The organism is Flagellimonas sp. S3867, from assembly GCF_014698935.1.
Taxonomy (GTDB): Bacteria; Bacteroidota; Bacteroidia; order Flavobacteriales; family Flavobacteriaceae; genus Flagellimonas.
Genome location: NZ_JACVMN010000002.1, coordinates 280,106 through 296,432, shown reverse-complemented (window position 1 = coordinate 296,432; position 16,327 = coordinate 280,106). Strand labels below are relative to the sequence as shown.

General features: G+C 39.7%; 15 protein-coding genes. 9 read left to right on the top strand and 6 right to left on the bottom strand.

Going from position 1 to position 16,327, the window contains the following annotated elements; all coding sequences use genetic code 11:
• Positions 1-47: 47 nt before the first annotated feature.
• From IAG46_RS08995 to IAG46_RS08985, 3 genes are all read left to right on the top strand, one after another.
• Positions 48-2,918 carry a leucine--tRNA ligase gene (locus IAG46_RS08995; RefSeq protein WP_190810025.1) on the top strand — a complete coding sequence of 957 codons (2,871 nt, stop codon included), beginning with the start codon at positions 48-50 and terminating at the stop codon, positions 2,916-2,918.
• Positions 2,919-3,013: 95 nt separating this feature from the next.
• Positions 3,014-3,268: a SemiSWEET family sugar transporter gene (locus tag IAG46_RS08990; RefSeq protein WP_190810024.1), complete on the top strand. Its 255-nt coding sequence runs from the start codon at positions 3,014-3,016 to the stop codon at positions 3,266-3,268.
• Between the two features lie 117 nt (positions 3,269-3,385).
• Positions 3,386-4,081: a zinc metallopeptidase gene (locus IAG46_RS08985; RefSeq protein WP_190810023.1), complete on the top strand. Its 696-nt coding sequence runs from the start codon at positions 3,386-3,388 to the stop codon at positions 4,079-4,081.
• Between the two features lie 69 nt (positions 4,082-4,150).
• Here the strand turns inward: IAG46_RS08985 and IAG46_RS08980 are convergent, their stop codons facing one another.
• The gene (locus tag IAG46_RS08980; RefSeq protein ID WP_190810022.1) at positions 4,151-4,621 is read right to left on the bottom strand and encodes an Lrp/AsnC ligand binding domain-containing protein; all 471 of its coding nucleotides are present in this window, start codon (positions 4,619-4,621) and stop codon (positions 4,151-4,153) included.
• 48 nt (positions 4,622-4,669) lie between these two features.
• Positions 4,670-6,043, bottom strand: coding sequence for a saccharopine dehydrogenase family protein (locus IAG46_RS08975; protein ID WP_190810021.1), 1,374 nt, complete (start codon positions 6,041-6,043; stop codon positions 4,670-4,672).
• Positions 6,044-6,140: 97 nt separating this feature from the next.
• Between IAG46_RS08975 and IAG46_RS08970 the strand changes: the two genes are divergently transcribed.
• The gene (locus IAG46_RS08970) at positions 6,141-6,515 is read left to right on the top strand and encodes a DUF423 domain-containing protein (RefSeq protein ID WP_368668175.1); all 375 of its coding nucleotides are present in this window, start codon (positions 6,141-6,143) and stop codon (positions 6,513-6,515) included.
• Positions 6,516-6,577: 62 nt separating this feature from the next.
• A complete protein-coding gene (pckA, locus tag IAG46_RS08965; protein WP_190810019.1) occupies positions 6,578-8,194 on the top strand; it encodes a phosphoenolpyruvate carboxykinase (ATP) in 1,617 nt (538 codons plus the stop codon).
• A gap of 51 nt (positions 8,195-8,245) precedes the next feature.
• On the opposite strand, the gene IAG46_RS08960 is transcribed toward pckA, so the two are convergent.
• From IAG46_RS08960 to IAG46_RS08950, 3 genes are read right to left on the bottom strand one after another with little or no spacing between them, the layout of a single operon-like run.
• Positions 8,246-8,989 carry a uroporphyrinogen-III synthase gene (locus IAG46_RS08960; protein ID WP_190810018.1) on the bottom strand — a complete coding sequence of 248 codons (744 nt, stop codon included), beginning with the start codon at positions 8,987-8,989 and terminating at the stop codon, positions 8,246-8,248.
• A gap of 6 nt (positions 8,990-8,995) precedes the next feature.
• A complete protein-coding gene (locus IAG46_RS08955; RefSeq protein ID WP_190810017.1) occupies positions 8,996-9,649 on the bottom strand; it encodes a DUF4271 domain-containing protein in 654 nt (217 codons plus the stop codon).
• On the bottom strand, positions 9,646-11,304 hold the full coding sequence (locus IAG46_RS08950) for a glycosyltransferase family 39 protein (RefSeq protein ID WP_190810016.1): 1,659 nt from the start codon (positions 11,302-11,304) through the stop codon (positions 9,646-9,648). Before IAG46_RS08950 ends, IAG46_RS08955 begins: the two co-directional genes overlap by 4 nt.
• Positions 11,305-11,426: 122 nt before the next feature.
• On the opposite strand from IAG46_RS08950, the gene IAG46_RS08945 reads away from it, so the two are divergent.
• Genes IAG46_RS08945 through IAG46_RS08935 form a run of 3 tightly spaced genes read left to right on the top strand, consistent with a single transcriptional unit; the run spans position 11,427 to position 13,921 of the window.
• Positions 11,427-12,155, top strand: coding sequence for a polyprenol monophosphomannose synthase (locus IAG46_RS08945; RefSeq protein WP_190810015.1), 729 nt, complete (start codon positions 11,427-11,429; stop codon positions 12,153-12,155).
• 2 nt (positions 12,156-12,157) lie between these two features.
• On the top strand, positions 12,158-13,492 hold the full coding sequence (locus IAG46_RS08940; protein ID WP_190810014.1) for a dihydroorotase: 1,335 nt from the start codon (positions 12,158-12,160) through the stop codon (positions 13,490-13,492).
• 3 nt (positions 13,493-13,495) lie between these two features.
• Positions 13,496-13,921, top strand: a complete 426-nt coding sequence (locus tag IAG46_RS08935) for a DUF4296 domain-containing protein (protein WP_190810013.1) — start codon at positions 13,496-13,498, stop codon at positions 13,919-13,921.
• Here the strand turns inward: IAG46_RS08935 and IAG46_RS08930 are convergent.
• Positions 13,908-14,909: an SDR family NAD(P)-dependent oxidoreductase gene (locus tag IAG46_RS08930; protein WP_190810012.1), complete on the bottom strand. Its 1,002-nt coding sequence runs from the start codon at positions 14,907-14,909 to the stop codon at positions 13,908-13,910. The two genes, IAG46_RS08935 and IAG46_RS08930, sit on opposite strands and share 14 nt — an antisense overlap.
• Positions 14,910-14,993: 84 nt before the next feature.
• On the opposite strand from IAG46_RS08930, the gene tyrS reads away from it, so the two are divergent.
• On the top strand, positions 14,994-16,289 hold the full coding sequence (gene tyrS / locus IAG46_RS08925; protein ID WP_190810011.1) for a tyrosine--tRNA ligase: 1,296 nt from the start codon (positions 14,994-14,996) through the stop codon (positions 16,287-16,289).
• Positions 16,290-16,327: the final 38 nt, after the last annotated feature.

The following is a 16,327-nucleotide window of genomic DNA, read 5'->3' as shown; positions in this document are numbered from 1 at the left end:
TGCGTGATTAAACCTATTTTTGCCAAATCAAAGGAGTAAGATATAAAATGAATTACAATTTCAGGGAAATAGAGGCCAAATGGCAGAAGTATTGGGCAGATAACCAAACATTTAAAGCTCATAATGAATCGGACAAGCCAAAATATTATGTATTGGATATGTTTCCTTACCCTTCAGGAGCTGGATTGCATGTTGGACATCCCTTGGGTTATATCGCCAGTGATATTTATGCCCGATACAAAAGACATAAGGGGTTCAATGTGTTGCATCCCATGGGATATGACTCCTTTGGATTGCCAGCGGAGCAATATGCTATCCAAACAGGGCAGCATCCAGCTATCACCACCGAGGTAAATATTAAAAGATATCGTGAGCAGATGGATCAGCTCGGATTTTCATTCGATTGGAGCCGTGAAGTTCGAACCTCTGATCCGAAATACTATAAATGGACGCAATGGGTCTTTATCCAGTTGTTCAATTCGTGGTATGATAAAAAAACGGATAAAGCTGAGGACATAACCGATTTGATTTCCATTTTTGAAAAAGAAGGAAATACAAATGTAGAAGCCCTCTGTGATGATGATACACCTGCATTTACCGCAGAAAAATGGGCAAGCTTTTCCGATAAAACCAAACAAGAGGTCCTTTTAAAATATAGGCTAACCTATTTGGCAGATGCCGAAGTGAACTGGTGTCCTGCATTGGGCACTGTTTTGGCCAATGATGAGGTGGTCAATGGTGTTTCGGAACGAGGAGGACATCCAGTGATTCGAAAAAAAATGACGCAATGGATGATGCGGATCACTGCCTATGCACAACGCTTATTGGATGGACTTGACACTATTGATTGGCCACAACCTTTAAAGGACTCCCAAACTAATTGGATTGGTCGCTCCGAAGGAGCGCATGTGGAATTCAAAGTTCAGAATTCAAATGATACCATTCCTGTTTTCACCACTAGACCCGATACCATTTTTGGGGTAAGCTTTATGACTTTGGCCCCAGAGCATGAACTTGTGGCAAAAATTACCACTCCTGGGCAAAAAGAGGTAGTGGATGCCTATGTGGAGGCGACAGCCAAACGTTCCGAGCGTGACCGAATGGCGGATGTAAAGACTATTTCTGGAGTGTTTACCGGCGGTTTTGCAGAGCATCCATTTACCAAAGAGCCTATTCCTATTTGGATTGGCGACTACGTTTTGGCAAGCTATGGAACCGGAGCCGTGATGGCTGTTCCCTGTGGAGACCAACGTGATTATGATTTTGCGAAACACTTCAATATTCCAATTCCAAACATTTTTGATGGAGTGGATATTTCTGAGGAAGCATTTGCCGATAAGGCGACAACCATTATTGGCAATTCTGATTTTTTAAATGGCCTTTCTTATAAAGAGGCAACAAAAAAGATTATTGAGGAGTTAGAGAAAATTGGACAAGGAGAAGGGAAAATCAATTACCGTCTTCGCGATGCCGTTTTTAGCCGTCAACGCTATTGGGGCGAACCATTTCCTGTCTATTATGTAGATGGAATGCCGCAAATGATAGCTGACGAACATTTACCGTTGGAATTGCCCGAGGTGGAAAAGTACCTTCCCACAGAAACAGGAGAACCGCCATTAGGAAATGCTACAGTTTGGGCTTGGAATACTGAAACGAATGCTGTGGTGGAAAATGAAAAAATAGATCACACAAGTGTGTTTCCTTTGGAATTGAACACCATGCCGGGTTGGGCTGGTAGTTCCCAATACTTTAACCGCTATATGGATTCCCAGAATAGCGAAGCCATTTACTCACAAGAAGCGATTGACTATTGGCAAGATGTGGATCTTTATATTGGAGGAAGTGAACATGCCACAGGCCATTTGCTCTACTCCCGTTTTTGGCAGAAGTTTTTGTTCGACATGGGCATTGCTCCCAAAAAAGAGTTTGCCAAAAAATTAATTAATCAAGGGATGATTACTGGGACGAGCGCATTAATATATAGAGTACTTGGTTTTAAAGACAAGTTTGTTTCCAAAACCTTTCGGAATAAATTTGTTCATGAGATGGATGAAGAAGTTGTCAGAAAGATCAGAAACTTTGTGCAATTAGAACAAGGAACATTGGCATTTCAAGAATTGCATGTGGATGTGTCATTAGTAAATCCATCAAATGAACTTGACATAGAGGGATTAAGAAAATGGCAGCCGGAGTATGAAAAGGCGGATTTTCTTTTGGAAGATGGAAAATACATTGTTGGACGTGAAATAGAGAAAATGTCCAAAAGATGGTTCAATGTCGTCAATCCCGATGCCATTTGTGAGGAGTATGGAGCCGATTCATTGCGTTTGTATGAAATGTTCCTAGGGCCGTTGGAGCAGTCCAAACCTTGGAACACTGCTGGGATATCAGGGGTGTATTCCTTCCTTAAAAAACTATGGAAACTCTACACGTCCATAGATGATAGTGAGCCAACAGCTGACAATTTGAAGGCCTTGCACAAAACCATCAAAAAAGTGGAAGAAGACATTGAGAATTTCTCCTTCAACACTTCAGTGTCCACTTTTATGATCTGTGTGAATGAGTTAACCGCCCAAAAGTGCAGTAGCAACGCTATTTTAGAACCTTTGGCCATTGTGATATCGCCATACGCTCCACATATTGCGGAGGAATTATGGGAAAAGTTGGGTCATTCCGAATCTATTTCAGAAGCATCTTTTCCAAAATTTGAAGAAAAATATTTGGTGGAAAGCAGCAAGGAATATCCCATTTCCTTTAATGGAAAAATGAGATTCAAACTTGAACTTCCGTTGGATATGGACAAGAATGACATTGAAGCCGCAGTAATGGCCCATGAAAAAACACAGGCACAATTGAAGGGACGCACACCCAAAAAAGTAATTGTGGTGCCCGGCAAGATTGTTAATATAGTGGGGTAATGTAATTTTTATGTCACGATGAGCCTGTCCAAGCGTTTTTTGCGGCAAATAGGAATATTTTGACAAGTTCAGTAATACCACTTAAATTTAATACCATGGAAACCCTTGAGATTATTGGACTTATTGCCGCTACGTTAACCACAAGTTCGTTTGTGCCCCAAGTGTATAAAACATGGAAGGATAAATCAACAAAGGACATCTCCTTAACCATGTATTTGGTATTCTTGTTGGGAACATTCCTTTGGCTGTATTATGGAATCCAATATGAGAGTTTGGCCATAATTTTAGCCAATGTGATAACCGGGTTGCTGGTCCTGTTTATGCTTGTTCTAAAATTCAGGTACAAATAGGTTGATTCGATTTATAAGGGTTCTTCACTTCTTTTATGTACAAATTGTCAGTATGTAAGCAATGGCCGGATTTTTGCGGTATAGTTGGTATATTTATAAGACTAAAACGAAGTAGTTATGATGACATATTATATATTGATCGGTGGAATCGCGCTGATCAGCTGGTTGGTAAGCAGCAGATTAAAAAGCAAGTTCAAGCACTACTCCAAAGTACATCTTCGCAATGGCATGAGTGGTGCCGAAATTGCCCAAAAGATGTTGGATGACCACGGGATTAGAGATGTAAAGGTGATATCTACACCAGGAATGCTTACCGATCATTACAATCCAAAAAATAAAACCGTTAACCTTAGCGAAGGGGTGTATAGCCAACGCAATGCATCAGCGGCTGCGGTCGCTGCCCACGAAGTAGGTCATGCTGTACAACATGCGCAGGCCTATGAATGGTTGACCATGCGTTCCAAATTAGTGCCTGTTGTGAGTGTTACCTCAGGAATGTCCACATGGATTGTTTTTGGAGGATTGATGCTGGGTGCTGCGGCAGGAGTTGGATTTGGCTTTTATATTGCAGTCGCTGGATTGGTCATGATGGGATTGGCAACTGTTTTTAGCTTTATCACATTGCCCGTGGAGTATGATGCCAGTAATCGTGCACTAGCATGGCTAAAGCAAAAACACGTCGTAAGCCAAGAAGAATATGCTGGAGCAGAAGATGCCTTAAAGTGGGCTGCTAGAACCTATTTGGTGGCGGCATTGGGAGCTTTGGCCTCATTGGTCTATTGGGCTTTCCAAGTTTTTGGAGGGAGAGATTAAAAAATAGACTTCCTTCTTTAGAAGGAATAATACTGGAAAACCTGTTTGGAGCAATTCAAGCGGGTTTTTTTAGATTGAAATCTGCCGATCTATTTGCTGATGCAATGAAATAAAAGTTTCAGTTCGTGAAACCCCTTCAATTTGTTGTATGCGTTTGTTCAGCACATGCATCAAATGCTCGTTGTCTTTGCAAAGCACCTTAATCAAAATAGACCAGTTTCCCGTCGTGTAATGACATTCAAGCACTTCCGGAATTTTTTCAAGTTCCTTTACAGCCTGGGGATTGGACATCGCCTTGTCTAAAAAAATACCGATATAGGCCATAGTGGTATACCCTAATACCTTGGGGTTAATGACAAACTTTGAGCCGGACAGCAGTTTAGAATTTTCCAACTTGCGCAAACGCTGGTGAATGGCTGCACCAGAGATTCCAATATTTCTGGCAATCTCAAGAATTGGCCGCCGGGCATCCTCCATCAAATACCTAAGTATTTTTTTGTCTATACCGTCAATTTTAACCGAAGTGTTAGTGTTTTTCATGTCAATACTTCAAAATTGAAGCTAAAGATACCGAAAAACCGAAAATAATTAACTTCCGATAGTGTCAGGGTTGTAACCCAGATAAGGAACCTCGTGTTCTTTAAAAGTAATTCCGTAAGATTTTAACTCTGAAAGAATAGGTTCATAGACCTCCTTGCTAATAGGTATCTGGACTCCGGGAGTGGTAATTTTATTGTTTAAAATCTGAAGTGTGGCAATGGCGACCGGTAAACCAACAGTCTTGGCCATGGCAGTATACGTTTGGTTTTCACCCAGCACAACCATATTGGCATCAATCTGTTTTTTTTGCCCATCCATTTCATAACCAAACTTGTGGTACATAACGATCATGTCCTTTTCATCCTTTTTCAAGGTCCAGCTATCCTCTAGGATGTATTGCAACATTTTAGCTGGTGTGGCATTCTTAATAGGAATCTTTTTGGAATGATTGAATAGGTCTAGTTCTATAAGTTTGCCCCACCTAATATCGTCCTGGTCTATCTTAAGATAGTGCCTCAATTTCAATTCAACCGAATCTGTAGGTGAATAGGGAAGAAATAGGTTTACAAAATCACGGTATGACATTCCTTCGGAATTTTCAATGGTATAACTATCATCTGTCATCCCCAACATTACGAACACATGCCAAGCTTTGGAAAAACCCACTCTTCTCATAGTGCCTCGATACAAGGTCAATGCATCCTGTAGTCCATAGGCATCAGTATACTTTAAAGAATCCCTATTGGGATACACTTCGAAGGAGCCATATCCTTCAATTTCAACAAGCTCAGTTCGTCGGAAAAGTTTCTGATAGGGAATATATTTGTAGGTACCTTCTTGAATAAATTTGGCCGCACCCCCTTGTCCGGCCAAAACCACATTTCTGGGATTCCAGGTAAACTTATAATTCCAAAGATTGGAGTCATTGGCCGGGGCGACCAGACCACCTGTAAACGATTCAAAAAGAAGCATTTTTCCACCATTTCCATGAATGCGGTCAATGATTTCCATAGCGCTCATGTGATCAATTCCAGGGTCAAGCCCAACTTCGTTCATAAAAACGAGGCCATTTTTCTTGGCTTCATCGTTCAGTGCTTCGATTTCCTTACTTACATAAGAAGCCGTTACAAGATGTTTTTTATAGTGGATACAATCCTCAGCAATTTTAATGTGCAATCTTGGGGGTAACATGGACACTACAATCGAAGATGATTCGATCAACCTCCTTCTGTCATCATCATTAAAAATATCCAAGGCTACAACCCTACAATTGGGATGGGAGGAAATATCGGCGGAAATATTTTCTGGATGAAGATCACCAATAATCAACTGAAGATTTTCTTTTTCAGCATTTTTTAGGATATAGTCTAGCAAATATGAGGTAGATTTTCCTGCGCCAAGAACCAAAATAGTACGAACCATGCGTTTTATTTACTTTTGATTAAAACGGACACTAAAGTATCAAATTGTTATATTTTTAAAAAAATAAGATTACAAAGTTATGAACAAAACAATTTTGATGACAGCCACAATTTTCGGTTTATTGGCCATAATGCTTGGGGCTTTTGGCGCACATGGGCTCGAAAAGGTAATTGATAGAGACTCCATCCAATCTTTTGAAACTGGTGTTCGCTATCAAATGTACCATGCGCTGTTCCTGCTCTTTTTGGGTATATGGGATGGATTGGATTCGAAACCACGAAAATTGGTTTTTAGATTGGTTTGGATTGGAACCGTCTTGTTTTCCTTTTCCATTTACCTATTGGCCTTAAATGAACTTACCTCGTTTGATTTTAGAAAGATTGGATTTGTTACACCCATTGGAGGCAGCATCTTAATTGTTGGTTGGGCCCTGCTCAGCTATTACATTTTGACCAGAAAACTAGATAAATAAGCAATATTTTAAGGTGGAACTGACTAGATTTTCTAGCTTTGCACCAACTTAAAATTAACTAAATGAGTACGCCTATCTCAACTACGAAATCGATTTCGTTAAAATCATATGGAATCGACCACAATCGTATACATTATCAGCTGTCATCAGACAATTTGCATCGGGTCACCATTGAAAAAGATATGGGAAAAGAAGCCTCATCAGGTGCTTTGGCAGTAAATACGGGAGAGTTTACCGGTAGATCTCCAATGGACCGCTTTATTGTTGAGGATGAGATAACCAAAGATAAAGTGTGGTGGGGGAATATCAACATTCCTTTTGAGAGTCAAAAATTTGACAAACTATACGACAAGGTTATTGCCTACCTTAATGAAAAAGAGTTGTTCGTTCGTGATTGTTACGCCTGTGCGGATGCGGATTACAAATTGAGTATTAGGGTAGTCAATGAATATCCTTGGTCCAATATGTTTGCGCAGAACATGTTCATTAGGCCAACCGAGGAAGAGCTAACCGGCTTTGAACCTGAGTGGACAGTGTTAAACGCACCAGGATTTATGGCCGATGCTGAGGTTGATGGGACACGTCAACACAACTTTGCAATCTTAAATTTTTCAAGAAAAATTGCATTGATTGGGGGCACCGGATATACAGGAGAAATAAAAAAGGGGATTTTCTCGGCACTTAATTTTATTCTTCCAGTGTACAAGAATACATTACCTATGCACTGTTCGGCCAATATTGGTGAGGAAGGCGACACTGCAATTTTCTTTGGCCTTTCTGGAACAGGTAAAACCACACTTTCTACGGATCCTAACCGTAAATTGATTGGTGATGATGAACATGGTTGGACTGCGGATAATTCAGTATTTAACTTTGAAGGTGGTTGCTATGCTAAGGTGATTGATCTTTCGAAAGAAAAAGAACCGGAAATTTATGGAGCCATTAAAAAGGGCGCTATCCTAGAGAATGTGATTATGGATGAAAAGGGAGAGGTCGATTTTGCAGATACTTCCATCACTCAAAACACAAGAGTTAGCTATCCTATCCACCATATTGAAAATATTCAGGTTCCTTCCATAGGGAAAAACGTAAAAAATATCTTTTTCCTTACAGCAGATGCTTTTGGAGTATTGCCTCCAATCTCAAAATTGACGCCGGCACAGGCTGCTTACCATTTTATTTCGGGATATACTGCAAAAGTTGCAGGTACTGAAGCTGGAGTCGTTGAGCCACAACCTTCGTTTTCGGCTTGTTTTGGTGCTCCTTTTATGCCTTTACATCCGGCGGCCTATGCTGAGATGTTGAGCAATAAGATGCTCGAGTCCGGGGTGGATGTTTGGTTGATCAATACTGGCTGGACAGGTGGCTCTTATGGTGTTGGTAAACGAATGGAATTAGAATATACCCGCGCAATGATCAGTGCTGCCCTAAGTGGAGAATTGGGGTTATACAATTACGATAATTATCACATTCATTCCGTATTTGGGGTGGCCCAGCCAAGAAAGTGTCCTGGTGTACCTACCAGTGTGCTTAGCCCAAGAGCTACTTGGAATGACGATGAAGCCTATTACAGCACAGCATTTAAATTAACAAATGCGTTTCGTGAAAACTTCAAAAAATATGAAGCCTATGCCAGTGAGGAAATAAGGCGAGGTGGTCCGCAACGATATGCTTTCTAAAAAAAAGGCCCGATTCATTGAATCGGGCCTTTTTTTTATATCGTTAGAATACTATTTGTTCACACTGGTAATATACTTCTGTAAAGCCATGGTCATTGATGGCGTTTCAGGAGTTGGTGCCTGAATATCTATTCGTAGCCCAGCATCCGTAGCTGCTTTTACCGTGCTGTTTCCAAAAACAGCGATTCGTGTATTGTTCTGTTCAAAATCGGGAAAGTTCTTCAATAGAGATTCAATGCCCGAAGGGCTAAAGAAAACCAAAACGTCATAGGTGACTTCTCTTAGATCAGATAAATCACTGATTACGGTTTTATAGAAAATACCTCGTTTCCAATCAACCTGTAGTTCATTCAATTCCTGAGGAACAGTGGCCTTTAGGGTGTCCGATGATGGTAAAAGAAATTTTTCGTCCTTGTATTTTTTAATCAAGGGAACCAATTCGTTAAAGGTTCGCTTACCAACATATATTTTACGCTTGCGGTATACCACATATTTTTGAAGATAGTAGGCTACTGCTTCAGATTGACAGAAGTACTTCATGCTGTCCGGAACCTTGAAACGCATTTCCTCTGCAATCCTAAAAAAATGATCAACGGAATTTCTGCTGGTAAGAATTATGGCGGTAAAATTGTTAAGATCAATTTTTTGCTGCCTTACACTTTTGGCTTGAACTCCTTCAACATGTATAAAAGGTCTAAAATCTACTTTTACCTTCTCTTTTTCAATCAATCGTGAATAAGGGGAATTTTCGATTTTAGGTTCAGGTTGGGAAACCAAAATTGTCTTTACTTTCATAAGCTTTCAGTCGTTTAGATAGGTTCCAACTATCACTAAGGGTGCAATTTCGAGTGTGCAAAGGTACAAAATAAAATAGAATAAATTGGGGACAATTGCTTTTTGATAGTTCTTCAACAGCTTGATAAAACCTATGGCATTTATGGAAACAATTAAGATAAAAGCAACATAAAACACAATTTTATAGCTAGGGGCAATGTAAATAAGAATCACATTGGCCATAAACATGATGAGACTACTATAATTTAGGTAAGAAGTTTTGTTAAAAAGCAGTTCGGCTATCAGGTTTTGTGTGTTGAATACATAACCTTTTACCCATTGAAGTCCCAATTTTACCAATTGAAATAGTACTACCGCCACTAGAACCGTTAAAAATGAAACCAGATCGTCTTCGACCAGATTAAAAAAGGTTTTAATGACCAAAAAAAGAAACAATGAAAAGTTGACCAACTGGAACAATGTCAATAGAATATGGAACCAATTCAGCAATCGCCCCTTTTTGCTATGGAGCACCACATATTTGTTATTAAAAGGAAGGATGATAAAGTTTAAAAACCTATTCTGGAAAAGATACTTTCCCAAGGCAAGTACAACCATACTAAAGAAAAGGACCATCGTCATCCAATCCAAAGAATCTACCACCTTTTCTATTGGGTTCATTTGTTTAGTTTAATTGGTTTACCATTAAGTCCGGGAAGCAAGCCATTTTCGGAGATGCCGATTCGAAAATACCCGGGATGCTCCATTGTTGGTTCGGGTAGTTTTACGCTGTAATATGCAGTATCCTTCGGTTTCAATAAAAATTGGTTATCATCAAGGGGTTTTGCTTTAATCGGTAATAGCTGTTTGACCTGTTTATATTTATTGGAATATGCCACTTTATAGTCCAATTTATCTAACGGAATGTCAAAAGAATAAGGGTTGTAGACTTTCAATACATGGAAAGTTGAGTCTTTAGATAATTCTACCAGACATTGCAATTTACGGTAGGACTGAAAATCATCTATAAAAACGCCATAAAATAGTGTGCCATCTGGATAGGAGTATGAGATGTCCCCACTTTTTCGATATTTCGTAACATAAAGAATGCGTTTATTCCTCACTCGTTCTTCAGCATCATCGATGGAATACTGGTTTTTTCGATACATATGATTGTTCAAGGAAAAAGTGGGTTCTCCAGTATAGAATTCATACATAGGAGATGCACGATACGAATTTTCAAAAACAATTGGGGCACCTTCTGCTTTGGATTGTAATGACTTGACCCATTCCTTATTCCCGTGGGTTTCAAACAATAAGGGAACCAAGGGTTGATGCACTAACCATGCCCGGGCATATAACAAGACTACCAAGCTGATGAGACCCATACGGTACATCCACTTTCTACTTTTTACATTTTCCAAAAGATGGTTGAAGGCCAGTACAGCCATGGGAATTGAAATTACAATGATCCATTGCGTTTGCACCCGTCGGTTAAAACTGGATATAAAAAAGAAAATAAGTACCCCGTAGGCGAGATATTTTAAGGCTTTGATAAACTTATCCGAATATCTGGTCTTGATCAAGGACAAATAAACCCAGTAAAAGAGGAGCCCAAAAATTGCAACCAAATTTATAAAATAGCCGAGCGTAAATTTCTCAAAGGAATATGCTTGATTTGGCCTTTCGAATAGGTGGTATTTAATGGAAACAAAATCATGTTCATATAACCATAGAAAATGTGGGGTATAACATATCAAAGCTACAATCACCGCTAACCAAGCTTTCCAATTTCCAATTAACTTAAAATTGGAAACAAAGACGAAAAGTATGACCAATACGGCATGATACTTACTGTACATCAAAGCAGCCATCACAATCCCCAAAAAAACCGAAACTAGAATAGTGGGTTTTCTTAAAAAAAGCTTGTACAACCAAAGAAAGAGTGCTGTAAAGAACAATAGCGGAGTATCCGGTAGGGTGAAAAATCCGTAGGCATTCAGCAAGGTCATTGAAAACAACAACAGGAAAAAATGGATTACATAATCCTTCTTTTTCTGGCTATCAATAAGAAGCCATAAAAAAGCGTAGGTCCCTACGGAAAGGACACAACTCATAAAACGCACTCCCAATTCCCCTTCAAAAAAAAGACTGCTTAGCTTTATTAAAAAAGCGACCATCGGAGGGTGGTCAAAATAGCCCCAATCCAACTGCTGCGCGTAATACCAATAGTAAGCTTCGTCATATATCAGCTCGGTAAAATGGCTCTGCACAAGGTTGAGAACAAAAAGAACGGCCAGAAGAACAAGAAAAAGTCTGGGAAACTTTTGGGTCATCAAATGGGATTTTAGATGACGCAAAGTTACGAATATTGAATTACAGCAAAACGATTTAGGCACAGAGTAACATCGACAGACAAATGAGAAAACCGTATTTTAGCGCTTCTAATCTTTAGCGAATGGCAGACGGCCTGGTGATCATACCCACTTTCAATGAAATTGAGAACATTGAAGCCATTATCAAAACAGTTTTTGACCTAAAAAAAGACTTTCATGTGCTGGTGGTTGATGATAACTCGCCTGATGGCACGGCAGCAAATGTAAGAAAGCTGCAAGATCAATTTGCCGATCGACTTTTTTTGGAAGTCCGAAAAGAAAAATCAGGATTGGGAACAGCCTACATCCATGGTTTTAAATGGGCTTTGGAGCGAGATTATGAGTACATTTTTGAAATGGATGCCGACTTTTCGCATCGACCCGCGGATTTGTCAAGGTTGCACCGTGCATGTTTAAATGGAGCCGATGTAGCTGTTGGATCTAGATATAAAAAAGGGGTCAATGTGGTCAACTGGCCCTTATTCAGAATATTGTTGTCTTACGGTGCGTCATTTTATGTGAAGATTATTACCGGAATGCGGGTGCATGACCCCACCGCCGGTTTTGTGTGCTACCATAGAAAAGTTTTGGAGGGCATAAATTTAGATGCAGTACGCTTTATTGGCTATGCCTTTCAAATTGAAATGAAATATCGAGCCCACCTCAAAGGATTTAGGATTGATGAGGTTTCCATAATATTTACGGATAGAATCAACGGAAAATCAAAGATGAATTCTGCCATTATTCGAGAAGCCATATTTGGTGTAATTGCCATGAAATTTAGAAGTATATTTTTTAAAAAGAATTTTTAATAATGCCGAAGATCCTCTTAAAAAATGCCACGGTTGTCAATGAAAATCAAATTTCTGAAACTGATGTGCTGCTTGATGGTGACTTTATAGCGAGACTTGACAGGGATATATCTGATTCCGATGCCAAAACCATTGATTTGGAAGGGAACCTTTTGTTACCGGGCATAATAGACGATCAAGTTCATTTTAGAGAACCCGGACTTACCCACAAGGGTAATATTGCCTCTGAGAGCCGGGCAGCTATTGCGGGTGGAATTACCACCTTTATGGAACAACCCAATACCAATCCCCAAACAACTACCATTGAAAAGTTAGAAGAAAAGTTTTCCATAGCCTCAAGGGATTCCTATGCCAACTATTCTTTTTTGTTCGGGGGAACAAACGATAATCTGGAAGAACTCAAAAAGCTGGATAAGAAAGCATGTTCCGGGGTAAAATTGTTTCTTGGCTCCTCAACGGGCAATATGTTGGTTGATAATGAGGAAGTACTTGAAAAAATCTTCAGCAATACCGAAATGGTCATTTCCGCCCATTGTGAGGATGAAACAACCATCAGGACCAATTTGGCCAAGTATCAGGAAATGTACGGAGAGGATATTCCTATAGCGTTGCATCCCATAATACGAAGTGAGCAAGCTTGTTACCTTTCTTCATCAAGAGCAATTGCTTTGGCCAAAAAAACCGGGGCAAGGCTGCATGTTTTTCATGTTTCAACCGGCATTGAGACGGATTTGTTCACAAACGAGATTCCTTTGGAAGAAAAAAAGATTACCTCTGAGGTATGTATACACCATCTGTGGTTTTCAGATGAGGATTATGCAAAAAAGGGAACATTGATCAAATGGAACCCCGCGGTGAAAACGAAAAAGGACCGTGAAACACTTTGGGAGGCACTTTTGGATGATAGAATTGATGTGGTTGCCACCGATCATGCACCGCATACGCTAGAGGAAAAGAACAATCCGTATGCCAATGCCCCTTCAGGTGGCCCGTTGGTGCAACATGCTTTGTTGGCCATGTTGCAAAAAGAACAAGAAGGGAAGATTTCCTTGGAGAAAATAGTTGAGAAAATGTGCCATAATCCTGCAAAACTGTTCGACTTGGATAGACGGGGTTATATTAAGGAAGGATACTATGCCGATTTGGTGCAGGTGAATCGAAACACCCAAAATGAAGTTAAAAAAGCCAATATTTTGTATAAATGCGGTTGGTCACCCTTTGAAGGCGTTACCTTTGGTTCTGAAGTGGTGCGTACTTTTGTGAACGGTCATTTGGCCTATGAACTAGGGAACTTTTCTGAGGAAAAACATGCCAAACGACTCACATTTGATAGATAATATATGAAGAGGAGTATTTTATTTTTTTTGGCAATACTGTTGTTCTCTTGCAATGAAAAAGTTGTAGAAGAACCGGAAAATCTTATTCCAAAAGAAAAAATGATCACTATTTTACATGATTTGGCCCTTCTCAATGCCACTAAATCGTCCTATAGGGCAGCTCTGGAGCTACATGAAATAAAGATTATGGATTTTCTATATGAAAAACATGGCATTGATAGTGTCCAATTTGCACAGAGCGACCTATACTATGCGTCATTACCATTGGAATATCAGTCCATTTATGAAAAAGTAGAGGCGCTATTAGAGAAAAAATCGGCCGATTTAGAGCAGGTTACCCAAAAACGAAACGATAGCGTTCGAAAATCTCAAGAAAAGAAAAAAGATTCTATTACAGAGACAGCGGGAAATAAAACTACTGAGCCTTAAATTTTTCGCAGCAAAATTCAATCATGTCATCTAAATTTTCAAACTTAAAATCAATTGTATTTTTAATTTTAGTACTGCTATAGGTCTCTTGGTGGTACAGTCCTTTCATCACATTTTTGGTAAGCTTTCTTCTTTTTCCACGCAAATTACTTCGTAACCAATCCATTCTCCATAAAATTTCCAACAACCAAAACGGAATGGGTTTAATTGGTGCTTTCACATTTAGCTTAGCAGCTATTTTTTGAAAAAACTCCCGGTAGGAAAGATTTTCACTGACCAAGATGAATTGCTCCTTTTCAACATCGGATTGCATTAAAGAAATCATGGCATTGGTCACATCATTAATGGAAACAAAACCTGTACCTCCGGGAAAATAACTTTTTTTCTCCTTGGATACATATTTAAAAAAGGTGCCACTTCCTGAATGCCAAAAGCCTGGACCAAGAACAACTCCCGGATTGACCATAACCACAGGAAGCCCTTCCTGCGAGCCGCGCCAAACTTCTAGTTCCGCTTCATGTTTGGTCAGTCCGTAAACAGAAACGTTGGTGTCATTCCATTCATTTTCTTCGTTAGTTATTTGTCCTTTGGTGCTTGGGCCGATGGCGGCAATGGAGCTCACATAACAGAGCTTTTTTATGCTGTGTTCCAAACAGAGATTCACCATGTTTGCAGTACCTTCTATATTGGTTTTTACCAATACTTGATAATCTTTTGGACTAAAAGAAATCAGTGCTGCACAATGATATACATAGTCAACCCCCTCAAACAATGGCATTAATGAACTGATATCTGAAATATCTGCCTTGACCCAAGATATTTTCTGAAATAAAGTAGCAGCTTGGTCGGAGTAGTAACCGAAAATTTCCAAGACTTTATCGATGGAATTTTTGTTACGATAGCTGGCCTTTACATTTTTTCCATTTTTTACTAGATGGAACAATAAATGTGAACCTATTAGACCTGTACCTCCCGTAACCAAAATCATTGGATAAAAGTACCCAATTGTAATGGATTTATTCAGCGATGTAAGAACTTCATTTTATATTTGCAGCTATTCATAAAGATATTAATGGTGAAGAATTTTGTTCAAGAGCTACAGTGGAGAGGAATGATTCATGATGTTATGCCCGGTGCAGAGGAACATCTTATGGAGGGAATGCAGGCAGCTTATGTTGGAATTGATCCCACGGCAGATTCATTGCATATTGGTCATTTGGTCAGTGTAATGATGCTCAGGCATTTCCAGTTGGCAGGGCACAAACCCTTTGCGCTGGTAGGTGGAGCAACAGGGATGATTGGAGATCCATCCGGAAAATCTGCGGAAAGAAACCTTTTGGACGAAAAAACACTTCGCCATAATCAAGAAGCCATCAAAGAGCAGCTGAGCCGATTTTTGGACTTTGAAGGCGATGAGCCGAATGCAGCGATATTGGTGAACAATTATGATTGGATGAAGAATTTCTCCTTTCTTGATTTTATAAGGGATGTTGGGAAGCACATCACGGTCAACTATATGATGGCCAAGGATTCGGTGAAAAAACGACTTTCCTCAGATGCCAAAGAAGGGATGTCCTTTACAGAATTCACCTATCAGTTGGTTCAGGGATATGACTTTTTACACCTGTATCAGCACCACAATTGTACATTGCAAATGGGGGGTAGCGATCAATGGGGCAACATTACCACAGGAACCGAACTTATTCGAAGAATAGGAGGAGGAAAAGGTTTTGCCCTAACCTGTCCGTTGATTACCAAAGCCGATGGAACAAAATTCGGAAAAACGGAGGGAGGAAATGTCTGGTTGGATGCGGACCGCACATCACCATACAAATTTTACCAGTATTGGCTGAATACTTCCGATGAGGATGCAGAAAAATATATCAAAATCTTTACTTTTTTGACCCAACAAGAAATTGAAGGTTTGGTCATGGAGCATAAAGAAGCGCCACACTTAAGGATACTTCAGAAACGACTAGCTGAGGAAATAACCACCATGGTACATTCCAAATCGGATTTGGACAATGCTCTTAAAGCGACCAACATTTTGTTTGGAAAGTCCACTGCTGATGATTTAAAACAGCTGGACGAGAAAACTTTTCTGGATGTTTTTGAAGGAGTTCCACAGGCCATTGTTTCCAAAGATGATATTAACAATGGTTTGGATATGATCGGTGCTTTGGCTGCGAAAACAGGCTTTTTGGGTTCCAATGGAGAGGCAAGAAGGGAATTGAAACAGAATTCCATATCCGTAAACAAGCAGAAAGTAAAAGAAGATTACAGCATAACGGAAAACGACCTTATCAATGATAAGTTTGTTCTACTTCAAAGAGGGAAGAAGAACTATTTTGTGTTGGTGGTCGATTAATTACGCAACGCTGAACGGTATTTCTCGTCTACAGGTTG

Coding starts and splice junctions, on each gene's coding strand:
- IAG46_RS08990 (WP_190810024.1), top strand. CDS start 3,014: ATGGAAACCCTTGAGATTATTGGACTTATTGCCGCTACGTTAACCACA.
- IAG46_RS08930 (WP_190810012.1), bottom strand. CDS start 14,909: ATGATTTTGGTTACGGGAGGTACAGGTCTAATAGGTTCACATTTATTG.
- IAG46_RS08975 (WP_190810021.1), bottom strand. CDS start 6,043: ATGGTTCGTACTATTTTGGTTCTTGGCGCAGGAAAATCTACCTCATAT.
- IAG46_RS08945 (WP_190810015.1), top strand. CDS start 11,427: ATGGCAGACGGCCTGGTGATCATACCCACTTTCAATGAAATTGAGAAC.
- IAG46_RS08985 (WP_190810023.1), top strand. CDS start 3,386: ATGATGACATATTATATATTGATCGGTGGAATCGCGCTGATCAGCTGG.
- IAG46_RS08955 (WP_190810017.1), bottom strand. CDS start 9,649: ATGAACCCAATAGAAAAGGTGGTAGATTCTTTGGATTGGATGACGATG.
- IAG46_RS08950 (WP_190810016.1), bottom strand. CDS start 11,304: ATGACCCAAAAGTTTCCCAGACTTTTTCTTGTTCTTCTGGCCGTTCTT.
- IAG46_RS08980 (WP_190810022.1), bottom strand. CDS start 4,621: ATGAAAAACACTAACACTTCGGTTAAAATTGACGGTATAGACAAAAAA.
- pckA (WP_190810019.1), top strand. CDS start 6,578: ATGAGTACGCCTATCTCAACTACGAAATCGATTTCGTTAAAATCATAT.
- IAG46_RS08940 (WP_190810014.1), top strand. CDS start 12,158: ATGCCGAAGATCCTCTTAAAAAATGCCACGGTTGTCAATGAAAATCAA.
- IAG46_RS08970 (WP_368668175.1), top strand. CDS start 6,141: ATGACAGCCACAATTTTCGGTTTATTGGCCATAATGCTTGGGGCTTTT.
- IAG46_RS08995 (WP_190810025.1), top strand. CDS start 48: ATGAATTACAATTTCAGGGAAATAGAGGCCAAATGGCAGAAGTATTGG.
- IAG46_RS08935 (WP_190810013.1), top strand. CDS start 13,496: ATGAAGAGGAGTATTTTATTTTTTTTGGCAATACTGTTGTTCTCTTGC.
- tyrS (WP_190810011.1), top strand. CDS start 14,994: ATGGTGAAGAATTTTGTTCAAGAGCTACAGTGGAGAGGAATGATTCAT.
- IAG46_RS08960 (WP_190810018.1), bottom strand. CDS start 8,989: ATGAAAGTAAAGACAATTTTGGTTTCCCAACCTGAACCTAAAATCGAA.